Origin of the sequence: Sorangium sp. So ce726 (assembly GCF_051521405.1) — a bacterium.
Lineage (GTDB): Bacteria > Myxococcota_A > Polyangia > Polyangiales > Polyangiaceae > Sorangium.
In genome coordinates this window covers 10,066,038-10,080,544 of record NZ_CP150349.1, presented here as the reverse complement: position 1 = coordinate 10,080,544, position 14,507 = coordinate 10,066,038, and the positions used below count along the sequence as shown (strand labels likewise).

Annotated in this window: 10 protein-coding genes; 6 read left to right on the top strand and 4 right to left on the bottom strand. The window is 72.0% G+C overall.

Annotated features, from left to right (window positions below):
* Positions 1-62 precede the first annotated feature (62 nt).
* The 5 genes from WME79_RS37500 (at position 63) to WME79_RS37480 (ending at position 7,929) form a co-directional block, all read left to right on the top strand.
* Positions 63-1,091, top strand: a complete 1,029-nt coding sequence (locus WME79_RS37500; protein WP_437525055.1) for a hypothetical protein — start codon at positions 63-65, stop codon at positions 1,089-1,091.
* 286 nt (positions 1,092-1,377) lie between these two features.
* Complete coding sequence (locus WME79_RS37495; RefSeq protein WP_437525053.1) at positions 1,378-1,977, top strand: hypothetical protein; 600 nt, start codon at positions 1,378-1,380, stop codon at positions 1,975-1,977.
* 166 nt (positions 1,978-2,143) lie between these two features.
* Positions 2,144-4,891, top strand: coding sequence for an ATP-binding protein (locus WME79_RS37490; RefSeq protein WP_437525051.1), 2,748 nt, complete (start codon positions 2,144-2,146; stop codon positions 4,889-4,891).
* Positions 4,892-5,291: 400 nt separating this feature from the next.
* Positions 5,292-6,548 (top strand): hypothetical protein, encoded by a 1,257-nt coding sequence (locus WME79_RS37485; protein WP_437525050.1) that lies wholly within the window; start codon positions 5,292-5,294, stop codon positions 6,546-6,548.
* A 112-nt stretch (positions 6,549-6,660) separates the two neighbouring features.
* Complete coding sequence (locus WME79_RS37480; protein WP_437525048.1) at positions 6,661-7,929, top strand: hypothetical protein; 1,269 nt, start codon at positions 6,661-6,663, stop codon at positions 7,927-7,929.
* A 204-nt stretch (positions 7,930-8,133) separates the two neighbouring features.
* Here WME79_RS37480 and WME79_RS37475 read toward each other — a convergent pair whose 3' ends face one another.
* Entirely contained in the window at positions 8,134-9,735 is a 1,602-nt protein-coding gene (locus tag WME79_RS37475; RefSeq protein ID WP_437525046.1) for an ATP-dependent DNA ligase, read from the bottom strand.
* A 775-nt stretch (positions 9,736-10,510) separates the two neighbouring features.
* On the opposite strand from WME79_RS37475, the gene WME79_RS37470 reads away from it, so the two are divergent.
* The gene (locus WME79_RS37470; protein ID WP_437525044.1) at positions 10,511-11,548 is read left to right on the top strand and encodes a D-alanine--D-alanine ligase; all 1,038 of its coding nucleotides are present in this window, start codon (positions 10,511-10,513) and stop codon (positions 11,546-11,548) included.
* Positions 11,549-11,632: 84 nt separating this feature from the next.
* Here the strand turns inward: WME79_RS37470 and WME79_RS37465 are convergent, their stop codons facing one another.
* From WME79_RS37465 to tssC, 3 genes are all read right to left on the bottom strand, one after another.
* Complete coding sequence (locus tag WME79_RS37465; protein ID WP_437525042.1) at positions 11,633-12,283, bottom strand: hypothetical protein; 651 nt, start codon at positions 12,281-12,283, stop codon at positions 11,633-11,635.
* A gap of 146 nt (positions 12,284-12,429) precedes the next feature.
* The gene (locus WME79_RS37460) at positions 12,430-13,158 is read right to left on the bottom strand and encodes a ferritin-like domain-containing protein (protein WP_437525040.1); all 729 of its coding nucleotides are present in this window, start codon (positions 13,156-13,158) and stop codon (positions 12,430-12,432) included.
* Positions 13,155-14,465: a type VI secretion system contractile sheath large subunit gene (gene tssC, locus WME79_RS37455; protein ID WP_437525039.1), complete on the bottom strand. Its 1,311-nt coding sequence runs from the start codon at positions 14,463-14,465 to the stop codon at positions 13,155-13,157. Before tssC ends, WME79_RS37460 begins: the two co-directional genes overlap by 4 nt.
* Positions 14,466-14,507 lie beyond the last annotated feature (42 nt).

Sequence of the window (14,507 nt, the reverse complement as noted above, 5' to 3'; positions counted from 1 at the left end):
TCGACATCGAGGCGGGCACGGCGAGTTGCCTATTTTCGTCCCAAAATATTTGGGGTCGGAACATGGACCTCGAGACCCTGGGCAGGCTGTGCGCTGAAGCAGGGCACGACGACCTGCCCGAGGCGGACCGCGCATGGGCCGAGGCGCATCGCGAGAAATTCGGGAGGTGGGTCGACGATTCGCGGCCCGAGGCCATCCGCCCGAGGGTGGACGCGGGCTCTCCCGAGAGCCTCACGGGCAGGTTCGACAAGGAGCCCGCTCCGCCGTGGCCGATGCTGCTCGAAGCCGTCAAGAGCGCGTTTTTTATCTTCGTCGTGGATTTCGGGCAGACGGTCGCGGGCGAGGGCGAGGGCGCGACGGGCGATCCGACAGCGCGCCTCCACCGGACGTCCGTCTGGCGGGCGCTGGCGGTCGACGACGCCCCCGAGGTGGACCGGCCGTCGGCGCTCCGCGCCTTTCGGAGGGGGTTTCGGCGCGGGCGCCGCGGGCTCCCGAGGTCCATGACGAGGCCCATCCGCCCGATGGTGGATGTTGCGCGGTCCTGGACGTTTAGGGTGCTTCCCCTCCCCGGACCGAGCGCGGCGCGCAACCGAGCCCTCGCGGACGCGTTGCGTCACACGACGGTTCTCAAGGAGTCTGCGGTGCTCCTGCAGGAGCTGCGCGATCTCTATGCGAGCGCCTGGCGAGACGACGTGCCGGAGGAGGACCGCGAATGGGCCGAGTCCTACCGCCACTCCTGCGTGAACGAGGTCAACCGTCGCCGGCGAGACGCCGTGGCCCAGAGCGCGTACGAGGGCTTTCTCCAGAGCAGCGATGGGCTCTTCGACGGACAGCCCGCAAGGCCGTGGTCGAACCTGAGAGGCTACGACTCGGACCCATGGCGTGCTCTCGTGGATGCCGTCGAGGACGCGCCCGAAGGCGAGAGCGAGCTCGCGACGGCCGAGGCGGCAGCACGCGAATACTGGGACTCGCTCTACCGGGAGGCCCCGCCGTGGGACAGCGACCCGGCCAAGGTGCACTGGCTCGCGGCGGTCCTCGCCGCGCGACGAAAGGGGCTGTCCGGCGATGTTCCGCCGGACAGGGGGGCGTAGCTCGCTGAAGAGGCCCTGCGTGGTGTTCATCAGGACGCTGCTCGCGCCAAAAGCGCCGCCCGAACGGGCTTCGTGGCTGCAATCCCGAGCCGCCCCTCGCCAGCAGCGCAGAGTTGAGCCGTTCTTTCGAGCGCGGCTCCGCGAACGCTCGCGTCACCCAGCCTTGGCTGAAAAGGCACGAACTCGGCGCCGTCCACCGCGGAACTCCGGCTCCCTCCGCTCCGGGTCTCGATTAAAATAAGCCCCTATGGGCCTTTTTCATCGCTCCGGAGGGATCGTTGTCTACATGAAGAGCGCTCGCGCGCTCGCGCGCGCCGCCGGGGTGCTCGGCGCCGTGCTCTGCGCGGGGTGCGCTGCAGACCCCGAGGCCTCGCCGCCCGAGATCTCGGTCGGCACGGTCGATAACACGGACGCCGTGCTCGCCCTCGTGCGCGGCGAGGGCACGGTCACGCTCTACGTCTGCGGCGGCGTGAGCAGCTACGCGACCATGACCCGGTGGTTCGAGGGACCCGAGGACCCGAGCGGCGCGTTCTCGCTCGCGAGCGACGGGTGGACGGCGACCGCCGATCCGGGCGGGGAATCCGGCCGGCTGCGCACGCCCGAGGGCGCGGAGCTCGCCTTTCGCGCGCGCCCCGCGGCGCTCGACCGCATCGAGGGCCTCTACGCGGCCGTTGACGGCGGCTGCCGCACCGGCGCTGTCGTCTTCACGCCCGACGACGCCGAAGCGCCCGCGCTCCAGGGCACCTGGTGCGGCGCCGGCGATCTCTATGCCCAGGTGACGCCGATCCGCCCGCTGTCGGTGCTCGATCGGCGCGGGATCGAGGTGCAGGTCGAGCTCAGTGGCGCACGGAAGAAGCTGCTCGTGACCCCGCTCGTGCGCCCCTGAGCCCCGCCGCGCCTCCGCCGTCGTGTCGTGTCGTCTCCGCCATTCCGTCGCGCCTCCCACCACCACGTCGCGTCTCCGCCGTCTCGCCGCGCTCTTCCCACCGCGCTCCCCGCCGTCTGCCCGCTCTGGCGTTGAATCCAGCCCCCGTCCGATCGAATGTCTGCGCATGGCGGACGCAGCACGGCCGCGGAGGCGGCACCTTGCCCTGCCCGCGTCGCGCTTCATCGGCCGGGAGGGCGAGCTCGTCGCGATCGCCGAGCTGTTCCGGCGCGGCGAGCGGCTCGTCACCCTCTGGGGCCCGGCCGGCATGGGCAAGACGCGGCTCGCCCTGGAGCTCGCGAGCCGCTGGGCCGAGGCGCAGGCCGGCGAGGCCGTGTGGCTCTGCGAGCTCACCGCCTGCCGTGACCTGCGCGCCGTCTGCGGCGCGGTCGCGCGCGCGATCGGGGCGCAGGTCGCGGCAGGGCGCCGGGAAGCGACGCTCGTCGAGCGGATCGGCCGCGCCCTCGCGACCGAGGGGCCGGCGCTGCTCGTGCTCGACAACCTGGAGCACGTGCTCGAGCAGACCGCGCCGGCCCTCGACGCGTGGGTGCGCGCGGCGCCCGAGCTCCGCTTCCTCGCGACGTCGCGCGAGCGCACCCGCCTGGCAGGGGAGATCAGCTACGAGCTCGGCCCCCTCGGCCTCCCCACGGAGGGCTCGACCGAGCGCAGCGCGGCCGTGGCGCTCTTCCTCGATCGCGCCGCGGCCCACCGCGCTTCCACACCGCCGCCGCCGCCCGGCGACGAGCACCTCGCCGACGTCGCCGCGCTGGTACGGCGGCTCGAGGGCATCCCGCTCGCGATCGAGCTCGCGGCGGCGCGCGAGGGCGTGCTCGGCGTGCGCGGCCTGCTCGCGCGGCTCGGGAGCCGGCTCGACCTGCTCGCGGGCGCGGCGCGCGGCAGGGAGGCGCGGCAGGCGACGCTGCGGAGCGCGATCGAGTGGTCGTGGGACCTCCTCGACGACCGCGAGCGACGGGCGCTCGCCTGCTGCTCGGTCTTCCGCGGGCCGTTCACGCTCGCGGCGGCCGCCGCCGTCCTCGCGGAGCCCGACGCCGCCGCGATCGATCGGATCGAGGCGCTGCGCGACAAGTCGCTGCTCCGCGCGGCGCCCCCGGGGAGCGACGGGGCGACGCGCTTCGCGCTCTACGAGGTGGTGCGGGAGCTCGCCGCCGAGAAGCTCGCCGAGCGCGGGGAGCGCGAGGCCGCGCTCGAGCGGCACGCGGCGTTCTACCTGGCCGCCGGCGAGGCCGCGGCCGCGGACTTCGAGCGGCGCGGCGGGCTCGACGCGCTCAACCGCATCGCCGGCGACCTGGAGGAGTTGCTCGCCGTCGCCGAGCGCGCGCTCGCCCTGGCGGCAGCGCCTCGCGCCGGCTCCGAGGCGGTGGCCGAGCGGGCGCTGCGGGCGCTTTGCGCCATCGAGCCCGTGCTCAGCACCCGCGGCCCGTTCGGGGCGCAGCTCGAGCTGCTCGATCGCGCGCTCGCGGCCGCCGAGGCGCTCGCGGCAGATCCGCGCGTCATGGCCCGCGCGCTCGCGGCGAGGGGGCGCGCGCGGCGGCTCCGAGGGCAGGCGGATGCCGCGCTCGAGGACCTCGAGCGCGCCCGCGCGCAGGCGGCGGCGCTCGGCGCAGCGGCGCTCCTCTCGGGGATCCTCGCGGACCTAGGCGTGCTCCACCACGGCCGGCGCGACATGGAGCGCGCGCGCGACCACTACGCGCAGGCGCTCGCGCTCCACCGCGCCCTCGGCGACCGCCGCGCCGAGGGGCGGGTGCTCGGCAACCTCGGCGCGCTCCACCACGACGAGCGCCGCGAGGGCGAGGCCGCCGCCTACTACGAGCAGGCGATCGCGATGGCGGCGGAGATCGGCGACGGCCGGATGGAGGGCATCTTCTCGACGAACGCCGGCCTGCTCGAGCAGGAGCGCGGGGCGCCCGCGCCGGCGCGCCGGCGCTACGAGCGCGCCGCCGCGATCCTCGGCGAGGTGGGCGATCTCCGGCTGCTCGCGATCACGCTCGGCAACCTCGGCGCGCTCCACCACGAGGAGGGGCGCCTCCCCGACGCGCGCGCCTGCCACGGCCGCGCGGTGGGGCTGCTCCGCGAGGTCGGGGATCGCCGCTCCGAGGGGATCGCCCTCTGCCGCCTTGGGGCGGCGCTTGCGTCGGTCGGCGAGGTGGAGGAGGCGCGGCGCGCGATCGAGCCCGCGGAGCGGCTGCTCGCGCAGCTCGGGGACGAGCCCGACGTGGAGCTCGCGCGGATGGCGTCCGGCTTCGTCGACCTCGCGCTCGCCCAGGCGGCGCGCCGCGCGGGGCGGGGGGAGGAGGCGGCGGCGCACGCGGGCGAGGCGCGGCGCAGGATCGCGCGCGCCCGGGAGGGATCGCCGTCGAGCGCGAGCCGATCCGACGACGTGCGGCTGCTGCTCCGGATCCTGGAGCGCAGCCTGGCGGCGCTGGGCGGCCTGCCCGAGGCGCGGGCGGAGGGCGAGCGCGAGCTCCTCCTGACCGAGGGGGCGCGCTTCGTCCGCCCGCCGGGCAGCGGCTGGCACGACCTGCGCGAGCGCCACGCGGCGCGGCGCCTGCTGCACGCGCTGGCCGAGCAGCAGCGGTGTGCGCCGGGCCGAGGGCTCTCCCTGGCCGCGCTGAAGGAGGCGGGGTGGCCCGGCGAGCGGATCTTGCCGGAGGCGGCGGCGAACCGGATCTACGTGGCGATGAACCAGCTGCGGAAGCTCGGGATGAAGCCGTGGCTCCGGAGAGACGCAGAGGGGTACTCGCTGGATCCGGCGCTGCCGGTCCACTACGTCGCGGTGGAGCCGGCCGCGGGGGGAGGGGGCGATTCGCGCGGGGGGGAGACGGGCGACGGCGAGGGCGGGGGGAAGCGGCGGTAGGGGGCTACTCGCCGGCCGCCTGCGGAATGGATAGGAGAACAAGGGCGCGGGGAGAGGGAGCACGCGAATCGCTTTAAGATGGGATTAAGGGGCGGTCCCGCGGCCGGAACGTAGCCTGTCGGGCGGAGGTCACGCCATGCGCATCATCGCTTCTGCTCTACTGATCCTTGCCCCTGCCATGATCCTCACCGGCTGCAGTGCGATCCATGAGACCGAGCCGGCCGCCAATTCGAGCGGCACCACGAGCGCGGGATCGGGGGGATCCGGCGGAGGCGCGGGCGGTGACGCCGTGGGGAGCGGAGGCGCGGGTGGCAGCGGAGGCGCGGGTGGGGGCTGGGGATCGCCTCCGGCCGAGGGGGCCTGGCATCGGCAGATCTCGGGACCCGATAGGGAGGATGCCATGGCCCTCGCGATCGATGGCGGCATGAACGTCGTCCTGGCCGGGAGCTCGCGGGGAGCGGCGGACTTCGGCGCGGGCGCCACGCCGCTCGCCGGCTTCGAGGACCTCTTCGTCGCCACCTACGCGGACGACGGCGCCCTGCGCTGGGTACAGCGCTTCGATGGCAGCCGGGTGACGGCCACGGGGGTCGCGGTCGACGGAGACGACGGCATCGCCGTCGTCGGCCATTACTCGCGCGGTCCGCTCGAGGCCGGCGATCTCGTCCTGGAAGAGCCGGAACGAGGCGACCCGCTGCTCGCCACGCCCGACATCTTCGTCCTTGCGCTCGATCCGGACGGCGCCCCGCGCTGGATGCACCGCCTGGGCGGCGGGGGCTTCGATTTCGGAGGCCGTGTGGCCGTCGGTCCCGGCGATGACATCGTCGTCGCCGCAGAGTCCGGGTACCGCCTCACCCTCGCCAGGTTCGCCGCCGACGGCGCAGCCCGCTTCGCGACGGACCTGGGAAGCCTGTCCGGATACGCCTCGTCTTTCGCCCCGATCGGCGGGGTGGCCGTGGACCTCCACGGCGATATCCTCGTCGCCGGGAATTTCTCCGACGACGCCGATCTCGGCGGGGGCGCCATCACGGGGCTGAACGGCGATCAAGCCTGGGTGGGGAAGTACTCGGGGGAGGACGGCGCCCACCTCTGGTCGCGGCACTTCGGCGCCCCCAAAGACTACGGCGGGGGCCAAGGCGACAAGGCGCAGACGCTGCTCGTGGACGAGCGAGGCGACGTGCTGATCGCCGGCCAGTTCGCGCCGGGCGCCGACCTCGGGGAGGGGCCCATCGACGGTACGCGCGGCGCGTTCCTCATGAAGCTCGCCGGCGAAGACGGCGCGATCCGGTGGGCGAAAGCGTTCCCGGCCAGCCAGGTCGCCTCGACCAGGCTCTCGTTCGCGCCCGACGGCCGGGTCGCGCTCATCGCCTCGCTCGGGGCGCCCTTCGACCTCGGCGGCGGCTCGGTGGACGAGCGGGGGACTTACGTCGCCACCTACGAGCCAGGCACCGGGGCGTTCGTCGCGCAGCGGCGGATCGTCGAGATCGGCAGGATGATCATCGACACGCAAAACGGGTTCTTCGGCCTCGGCGCCTCCGCGCTCGACGCGAAAGGACACCTGTCGATCATGACGAGCTTCTACGACGAGGCACAAACCGCCTTCGGCGCCCTGAAGAGCGAAGGCTGGGGCGACATCCTCCTAGCGCACTTGCCGCTCTGAGACGGACGGCTCGCCCGTAGCTCAAGGAAGTGTCACCGCAGCTCCCGGTCAGAAGTGTTACCAGGGCTCCGCTCGTACAGCCCCGCGAATACCCTCTCCGCGGGCCTGCGGAATGGATGAGAGGGCAAGGGCGATCGCGGCCGGCAAGCAGCCGGTGGTGTTCCTCCACGTGGCTCCCGGCGGGACGGACGCCGCGGGGTGCGGGACGGAGGAGGCACCGTGCTCGACCCTCGCCGCGGCCGTGAGCGCGGCGACTCCGGGGACGGCGGTGCGGATCCACGCCGGCACGTACGAGCCCGAGCAGATCAGCGACGTCGCCGGCACCGCCGAGGCGCCGATCTGGATCGGCGGTGCACCGGGGGAGGAGCGGCCGGTATTCGTCGGTGGGGACCCGGTCCTGCACTTCTCGCGGCTGCGCCACGTGGTGGTGCACGACCTCGAGATCACCCAGACCTTGCCCACCAGAGATGTCCCCGCGCTCATCGTCGATGACGGCGAGGCATACGCCGATCCGACAGCGACGCAATTCGTCGCTGTCGAGCGCGTGTCCGTACGCGACATCTACACGTATTCCGCCAAGGCTGTGCGCTTGGCCGGACTCCACGACTTCTGCCTGCTGGACAGCGAGTTCATGGACCTGGACAAGACTGAAGGGCTCGAGATCATGGGTTCGCACCGCGGCGTGGTCGCCGGCAATGCGCTCGGCAAGGGCGTCGTGATCGGGGGCGGCAGCTCGGACGTCGAGATCCGCAACAATCGCATCTTCGATATCATCGGGGCCTACGGGGTCCGGCTCGGCACGATCGTGTCGCCCGAGGCGTTTCGCCCGCCGGTCGCGCCGGGGGCCGACATCATCGAGGTGCAGGACGTACGCGTGCTCGGAAACCTGATCGTGGCGCCCGGCGTGGCGGTCTCTTTCAACGGCTGTGTGGGGTGCCTGGTCGCCAACAACACCATCGTGTTCCCGAACCACAGCCTGCTGTCGTACTTTCCCGGGTCGGGAGGCGTGGGCGGAGACCCCAGGGTTCGGGCGACGGCGGACAATCGCTTCGTCAACAACATCACGTACTATCGCCGCAGCGACGTCGGGGCGACGGAGTATTATTCCCCGTCGTTCCCGACGCTGGCGACGAATTCATTGCACACGAACCTGTGGTACGCGGCCGACGATCCGGAGGCGTCGAGTCCGGTCGGGTTGCCGCTCACGGACGACGGCGCGATGGCAGGGATCGATCCGGGGTTCCTCGACGTCGCCGGTGGGGATTATCACCTCAAGCCGGACAGCCCCGCCGTGAGCAGCGGGACGCCGCTCGCGGCGCTGTCGACCGATCTCGACGGAGCTTGCTTCGACGACCCGCCCTCGCGCGGCGCGCTTCAATAGCAGCAAGGGCGAACCTCGCCCGCAGACGATCGAGAGCCCCCGGAAACGACGGGAGGCGCGGTTCCCGGGAGGCGCCGGGTACGGACGCGAAAGGACACCTGATGACCGTGATGAGCCTCACCGAGGGACAGAAGAGTGAGGGCTGGCTCGGCTTCCTCCTCGCGCGCCTGCCGCTCTGAGACGGACGGCTCGCCCCGACGAGCATCATCCGTCCCCCTCCAACTCCTCTCCTCCACCCTCCGCCTGCCCTTTCTCGGCCGCCTCGCGCGCGAGCGCTCCCGCATGGATCGCCCGCACCTCGTCAATCGTGCTGATCTTCTCTGCAGGCTTGTCAGGCCGGTATCTCTTCACCCGCGCAGACCGCAGCGCGATCCCCCCGGGGTACCGCGGACTCGCCTGTACGCCGTCAAAGGCGACCTCGACGACGATCTCCGGCCGCACGTACACCGCGTCTGCGTCACGGCCGATCTCGAGCTCCAGCAGCCGCTGCGTCTGCGACGCGAGCACCTCGTCGCTCATGCCCTTGAACGTCTTGCCGAGCAGGACGAAGCCCCCGGCCGCGGGATCGCGCGCCCCGAGGTGCAGGTTGCTGAGCAGCCCCCGGCGCCGGCCGGTCCCCCACTCGGCCGCGAGCACCACCAGGTCGAGGGTGCGCGCCCGCTTCACCTTGAGCCACGAGCCGCGGCGCCGCCCCGCCTCGTAGGGCGCGGCGAGCGACTTGGCGATCACACCCTCATGGCCACGGGCGAGCGCGTCGGCGAAGAACGCCTCGGCCTCGGCCGCCGTCGGCAGCTCGATGCGCGGGACGCGCAGCGACCGGTCGAGCACCTGCCGGAGCGCGGCCGTGCGCTCGCTGCCGGGACGGTCGAGCAGATCCTCGCCGTCGAGGTGCAGCACGTCGAAGAACAGGGCGCGCAGCGGCAGCTCGGCGCGCAGCGCGGCCGCGTCGTGCGCGCGGCCGAAGCGGCGCATCGTGACCTGGAACGGGTGCGGCGCGCCGTCCGCGCGAAAGGTGAGCGCCTCGCCGTCGAGCACGACCGAGCGGGCCGGGAGCGCCCGGACGATCTCGACAATCTCGGGGACCGCCTTCGTGACCGGGCCGAGGCCGCGGCTGAAGACGCGCACCTCGTCGCCAGCCTTGTGCGCCTGCACGCGCACGCCGTCGAGCTTCCACTCCAGCGCCATCGCGCGCAGCTCGCTCAGCGCCGCCGCGATGTCGTCGGCCGACTGCGCCAGCATCGGCTGCACGGGGCGGAACAGCTGCAGCGAGAAGCGCTGGAGGCCGAGCGCCCCCTCGAGGAGCGCGGCCTTGGCCACCTCCGCCGCGTCGCCGGCGAGCATCACCGCGCGCCGCAGCGAGGCTGGCGGCACCCGCGCCGCGCGCGCCACCGCGTCGATCATGACCGGCTCGAGCCTCTCCTGGCGGAGCTCGCCGGCGAGGAGCCGCGCGAAGAAGTCGCGCTCGAGATCGGTGGCGCGCGCGAACAGCCCCGCCAGCGCCGCGCGGCGCTCCCCCCCGGCCCCCGGCCCCGAGGCGCGCGCGATCTCCGTGAAGACCGCGTCGGCGTCCCCCAGGGTGAGCGCAGGCTGGGCGACGGAAGGAGAGGCCCGGCGGGCCTCGGCGACCACCCCAGGCCCAAGGCCGAGCCGTCCCTGGCGCAGCCGACCGGTGAGCCAGTCGACGCCGAGCTGCACCTCCGCGGGCGAGAGGCGGCGCAGGAGCGCGGCGAGCGCGCCGATCTTCTCGACACGGCGAGAGAGCGCGGCGACACGCTCGGAGGTGGCGACAAGGTCGGAAACGAGCACGCGGGCAACCCTACCCTGGCACCTCGAGAGCTCACGCTCGACGGGTCTTTTGATGAGGCCGCTGCAGGGTGTCCGCCGCAACCGAGCCGGGGAACTCCGCAGGATCGAACCTGGCCCACGGGCGCCAAGTGTTCTCCGCATGGGCCAAGAGAGCCTACCAAAGGGTGTAAGGCGGCGGAGCAGAAAAGCGCTCTCACGCGCCGGAATGATGGTCACTTCCGATTGCAACCCCTTGCGGGGAGGGGCGAAGAATTATCATGTCATCTGCGGTCGAGTGCCTCGCTCGGTCGCCGCCGGCGCCGCGAGCAGGCGAGAGCGCGATCGCCTTTCAGAGGATCTCGTGTGCCGGATCTCGGGCGCTGCTCGCCATCGATTCACCAGGTGCGAAGCGCCTGACGCGCCTGCGCCGCCGCGCGGGGGGGAAGAGCGCGCGGAGCTGCCCCGCCGTGGCCGCAGAGTCCCGAATACGCCGCGAGATGGCCCCTGCCGCGCCCGTCTCCTCCGACGGCGCGATCGCTCCGTTTAGTTGACCTCCGCCGCGGGCCTTGATACCGGATTGGCGGTCGGCACGCCGTGGGCAGGTGAACACGGCGGGCGGGCGCGGTTTTCCTCAACAACATCCCAGGAATAGCGCCCTCCGCTGACAAGGCCGTCGGTTCTGGCCTTGGGAGCAGCTGGCTTGGTTTTTGCGCAGCACCTCTCCGGCAGCTTGACTGTACTGGAAGGCGCTGACGTGGTGTTGGTGTCCGCACGGGAAGGCGACGGAGGTTCTTCGATGGTGGAGCGGCAAGGCCGGAAGCGGGTGGGCGTCGTGATGGGCGGCTCGTCGGGTGAGCGCGACGTGTCCCTGCGCTCGGGCGCGGCCGTCGCCGAGGCGCTCGAGGCGCGCGGGTACGATGTCGTGCGGATCACACTCGGGGACAGGTTTGGCGCGGAGCTCTGCGCGACGTTGCTGCGCGCGCAGCTCGACGCAGCGTTCCTGGCACTGCACGGACGTCTCGGTGAGGACGGGTGCGTGCAAGGCGTCCTGGAGCTTGCCCAGATTCCGTACACGGGGTCGAGCGTGCTCGCGAGCGCCCTCGCGATGGACAAGCTGAAGGCCAAGGAGATGTTCCGGCTGCACAACGTGCCGACGCCTCCCTACTACACTGTGGGTGCGAATCAGGAGCTCGAGGAGCTCGATGCCGTCCATGGCTCGTTCGGGTTCCCCGTCATCGTCAAGCCGCGCGGCGAGGGGTCGAGCCTCGGCGTGACCAAGGCCGGGTCGCTCGAGGAGCTGAAGTCGGCGCTCTCGCTGGCGTTCGAGTTCGACGACGCCGCCATCGTGGAGCGGTTCGTGGCGGGGACCGAGGTCAACGTGGGCATCCTGGACGGGAAGGTCCTTGGTGCGATCGAGATCGTCCCGAAGAAGGGGCTCTATGACTACGAGGCCAAGTACACGCCGGGCATGACCGAGTACCACATGCCGGCGCGCCTGCCGCCGACCCGCTACCGCGGCGTCCTGAACCTGGCGGAGCGGGCGGCCCAGGCGCTCGGGTGCACGGGCGCGGTGCGGGTTGATCTGCTCGTGACCGGCGGAGAGAACGAGTACGTGCTCGAGGTGAACACCCTGCCGGGCATGACCCAGACAAGCCTCCTGCCGAAGATCGCGGAGGCCGCAGGCTACGAGTTCGGCGACCTCTGCGAGGCCATCCTGGCGAGCGCCAGGCTGCACCAGCCGGTGCGGCGCCGCGCGCCCGCCGCCTCGGAGCTGCGGCTCAGCGAGCGGGGACAGGCCGAGAAGCGGCTGCGCCTCGTGAAGTCGGCGATCTGAAGCGAAGGCGAGCGCGGCTCCGGGGCCCGCACCGGAGCCGGAGCGCGGCCAGCAAATCCAAGCGTAACCCGAACAGTCAAGCTCTCAAGGCACCCGCTTCATCGTGATGAAGTCGGTCGCCATGCCCTCGACGATGGGCTTGAGCTTGAACACGTCGCCTTCACAGCGGTACTCGAAGACGGTCCCGGGGCGGTCCATGCCAGAGAAGGCGTTGGTCGCGGGCACGGGCATGTCGCGGCCGCCGAGCGTGGCCTTGGTCTCGACGCGCAGTCCGCTCATGTCGGCGCGCGTCGTCTTCCAGCGGCCAGGGCCCGCAGGCTCGAACTCCGCGCTCGAGCGGCCGTTCATCTTGACCGTGATCCTCAGCGCCATCCCGGCTGTAGGCGCCTCGAACACGTTCTCGACGCCGCCCTCGCTCGTCTCGCACACGTAGCTGCCACGCTCGTTGCCGTTGAACGTGCAGATGTACTTCCCGCGCTCGCTGACGACGCGCGCGCCCGACGAGTTGCGCGCCAGCGTCTCGAGGAACATATCGGCATAGTCGTATTCCCACTTGCCCGCCGGGCAGCTCGCCGCCGGCGCCCCGGCGGCCGCGCCGCCCGGGGCAGGCGCAGCCGGCGTGGTCGCGGCGGTCGCGCCCGCGGACGCAGGCGCGCTCGCGGACTCGGAGCGGTCACAGGCTGCGAGCGCAGCGATCGACACCAGGGTGAACGGGAGCAGGTGCGGACGTGCCATGCGCCGAGAGTACGCGCCCAGGCGCGCAGTTGCACGCATCCTCCCCGGCGGGGGCACGTCGCCCTAGATGCAGACCCCGAGCCCGTCGCAGAGGGGGCCTCGGCAAGCGGACATCATCCTGCGTGGACCGAGCGTCTGGGAAGAGCTCACGCCTCGAGATCGCCCGGTGCGAGCCTCGCTCCGAGCTGTCGCCCCGGGCCGCCCACGGCCCGAGCGAGCGCCTGTTCGCGCAGGTGCCGCCGCTCCTCGGGCAGGCGGGCGTGCAGGCGTGCCTGTACCCCCGCGAGCTCGCTCTCTGGGTACGAGCGCTCGAGCAGCGCCACGAGGGAGCGCCCGGCGGCGGCGTGGCGCACCTCGTCACGCAGCAACGACTCGAAGACCCGCCGGATCGACGGCTCCTCGGCTGCGCGAACGTGAGCGCGGAGCGTCCTCACCGACTCTTCCTCGACGAGCACGAGCTCACGGGCGGCGATCTCGAGCGCCCTGGCGGCCGGAGGATCGCCCGTGCGGGGCATGCGCTGTCCCCCGAGGTCGAGGTGGAGCGACTCCCATCCTCCGAGCCATCCGACGACCTCCGCGCACTGGCGGCTGTGGCGGAGCTCGTCCCCGATGATCCGGTGGACGGCGGCGAGCGCGGGGTACGGCGCCTCGGCCTCGGCGAGGGCGGCGAGCAGCTCGGTGTAGATCACCACCCCGCGGTACTCGCCCAGGACACGGTGGCTCCAGGCGAGCTGGGCGTGCTCGATGTCTTCTGCGGAGAAGCGCTCGAGATCGGGCCTCACGCCGAGCCCATCATCGACGCCGATCGTCGCCTGTGCGTCGAGATCGCGAGCGAAGCGGGCGAGGATCGGATCGTCCGTGGCGAGCTCGATCATCTCTTCTCGATCCGGCTGGACACGCTCAGCGTGAAGAACGCGCCCATGTACTTGAAGTGAGGTCTGAGCTGCACCCCGAGCCTGTACCAGTCGCCCTCGTGCTCGGTGTCCAGGACGAGCACTCTCACCTTGCGCAGCGGTCTCCGGGCGCGCGACGCCGCCGTCACCACCTCCCGGTCCGCGACGTACTGAGACACCCAGTCGTTCAGCTCTTTCTCGGCTTCTTGCGGCGTCTCGAAGGCGTGCTGGTAAGAGCGGTAGATGACCTTGAGATAATGAACGATGCGGGCGAGGACGAAGAGCCAGGGAAGCTGGGTCCCAAGCCTGTAATTCATCTCGGCGGCCCTGCCCTCGTCCGTGTCGCCGAAGGACCGTGGCGCTTGCAGGGAGTTCGCCGAGAAAAAGCATGCCTGCCCGGGAGCGACGGCGAGGAGTGGGATCAACCCGCGCTCTGCGATCTCGGCTTCTTGGGGAAAGGACAGCGCCACCTCGGTGGGGGTCTCGAGCATGCCCGCTCCCTCGGGCCGCGGTAGCCCCTCGATCAGCCCGCCCCCTCCGGGACCGATGATGTTGGGACACCACCGGTAACGCGCGAAGCTGTCGGTGAGCCGGGTCGCGAAGGCGAAGCTCGCGTTGCCCCAGCAGTAGCTCTCCGGGTCTTCGGTGCTCTCCTCGTAGGCGAAGCTCGCCTCGACGCGCTCGCCGCGACCGAACGGCGCGCGCAGCAGAAAACGCGGCAACACCAGCCCGAGCGCGCGTGAGCACTCCTCCGTGCGCAGCTGCTGCAGCGCCTCGGAGCCCTGGGCTCGGTCCGCATCCCCGAGGGCGTGGTAACTCTCCACCCCGAGGAGGCGCGGCGAGGCCCCCGCCACGAAGGGCGCCTGGGCCAGGAGCGCCACCGTCGCGCATCGCTGGAGCAGGGCTGCGTCCTCCGGCTCCGGGCCGAACTCGAGGTTCGCGAGGATGGCGCCGTACGGCTCGTGCCCGCGCCCGATCGCGCGCGCATAGATGATGCCGTGGAGCCCGCTCCTGTCGGTCGCACCCGCGGATGCGAAGTCGTCCCGCAGGTCGTCCTTCGAGCAATTGAGCAGCTCGATCCGGATGTTCTCGTCGAAGCTCGTCCTCTCGACCACGAACCAGAGCCCACGCCAGGCCCGCTCGAGACGCTGAAAGAGCGGGTGGTGGAGGATCTCGTCCACCTGCGCGCCGATGCGTCGATCGATGCCCGCGATCAGCTCGTCGAGCCGCTCTGGGATCAGCTGGACGAGCCGCTCGTCGTCGACCGGCAGGCGAAGCGTGGTGGTCATGGTGAACGAGTAGAGGCGCAGCCGTCGCGAGCCGCAAGAGCG

Coding starts and splice junctions, on each gene's coding strand:
- WME79_RS37490 (WP_437525051.1), top strand. CDS start 2,144: ATGGCGGACGCAGCACGGCCGCGGAGGCGGCACCTTGCCCTGCCCGCG.
- WME79_RS37480 (WP_437525048.1), top strand. CDS start 6,661: ATGGATGAGAGGGCAAGGGCGATCGCGGCCGGCAAGCAGCCGGTGGTG.
- WME79_RS37465 (WP_437525042.1), bottom strand. CDS start 12,283: ATGGCACGTCCGCACCTGCTCCCGTTCACCCTGGTGTCGATCGCTGCG.
- WME79_RS37460 (WP_437525040.1), bottom strand. CDS start 13,158: ATGATCGAGCTCGCCACGGACGATCCGATCCTCGCCCGCTTCGCTCGC.
- WME79_RS37500 (WP_437525055.1), top strand. CDS start 63: ATGGACCTCGAGACCCTGGGCAGGCTGTGCGCTGAAGCAGGGCACGAC.
- WME79_RS37470 (WP_437525044.1), top strand. CDS start 10,511: ATGGTGGAGCGGCAAGGCCGGAAGCGGGTGGGCGTCGTGATGGGCGGC.
- tssC (WP_437525039.1), bottom strand. CDS start 14,465: ATGACCACCACGCTTCGCCTGCCGGTCGACGACGAGCGGCTCGTCCAG.
- WME79_RS37495 (WP_437525053.1), top strand. CDS start 1,378: ATGAAGAGCGCTCGCGCGCTCGCGCGCGCCGCCGGGGTGCTCGGCGCC.
- WME79_RS37485 (WP_437525050.1), top strand. CDS start 5,292: ATGGCCCTCGCGATCGATGGCGGCATGAACGTCGTCCTGGCCGGGAGC.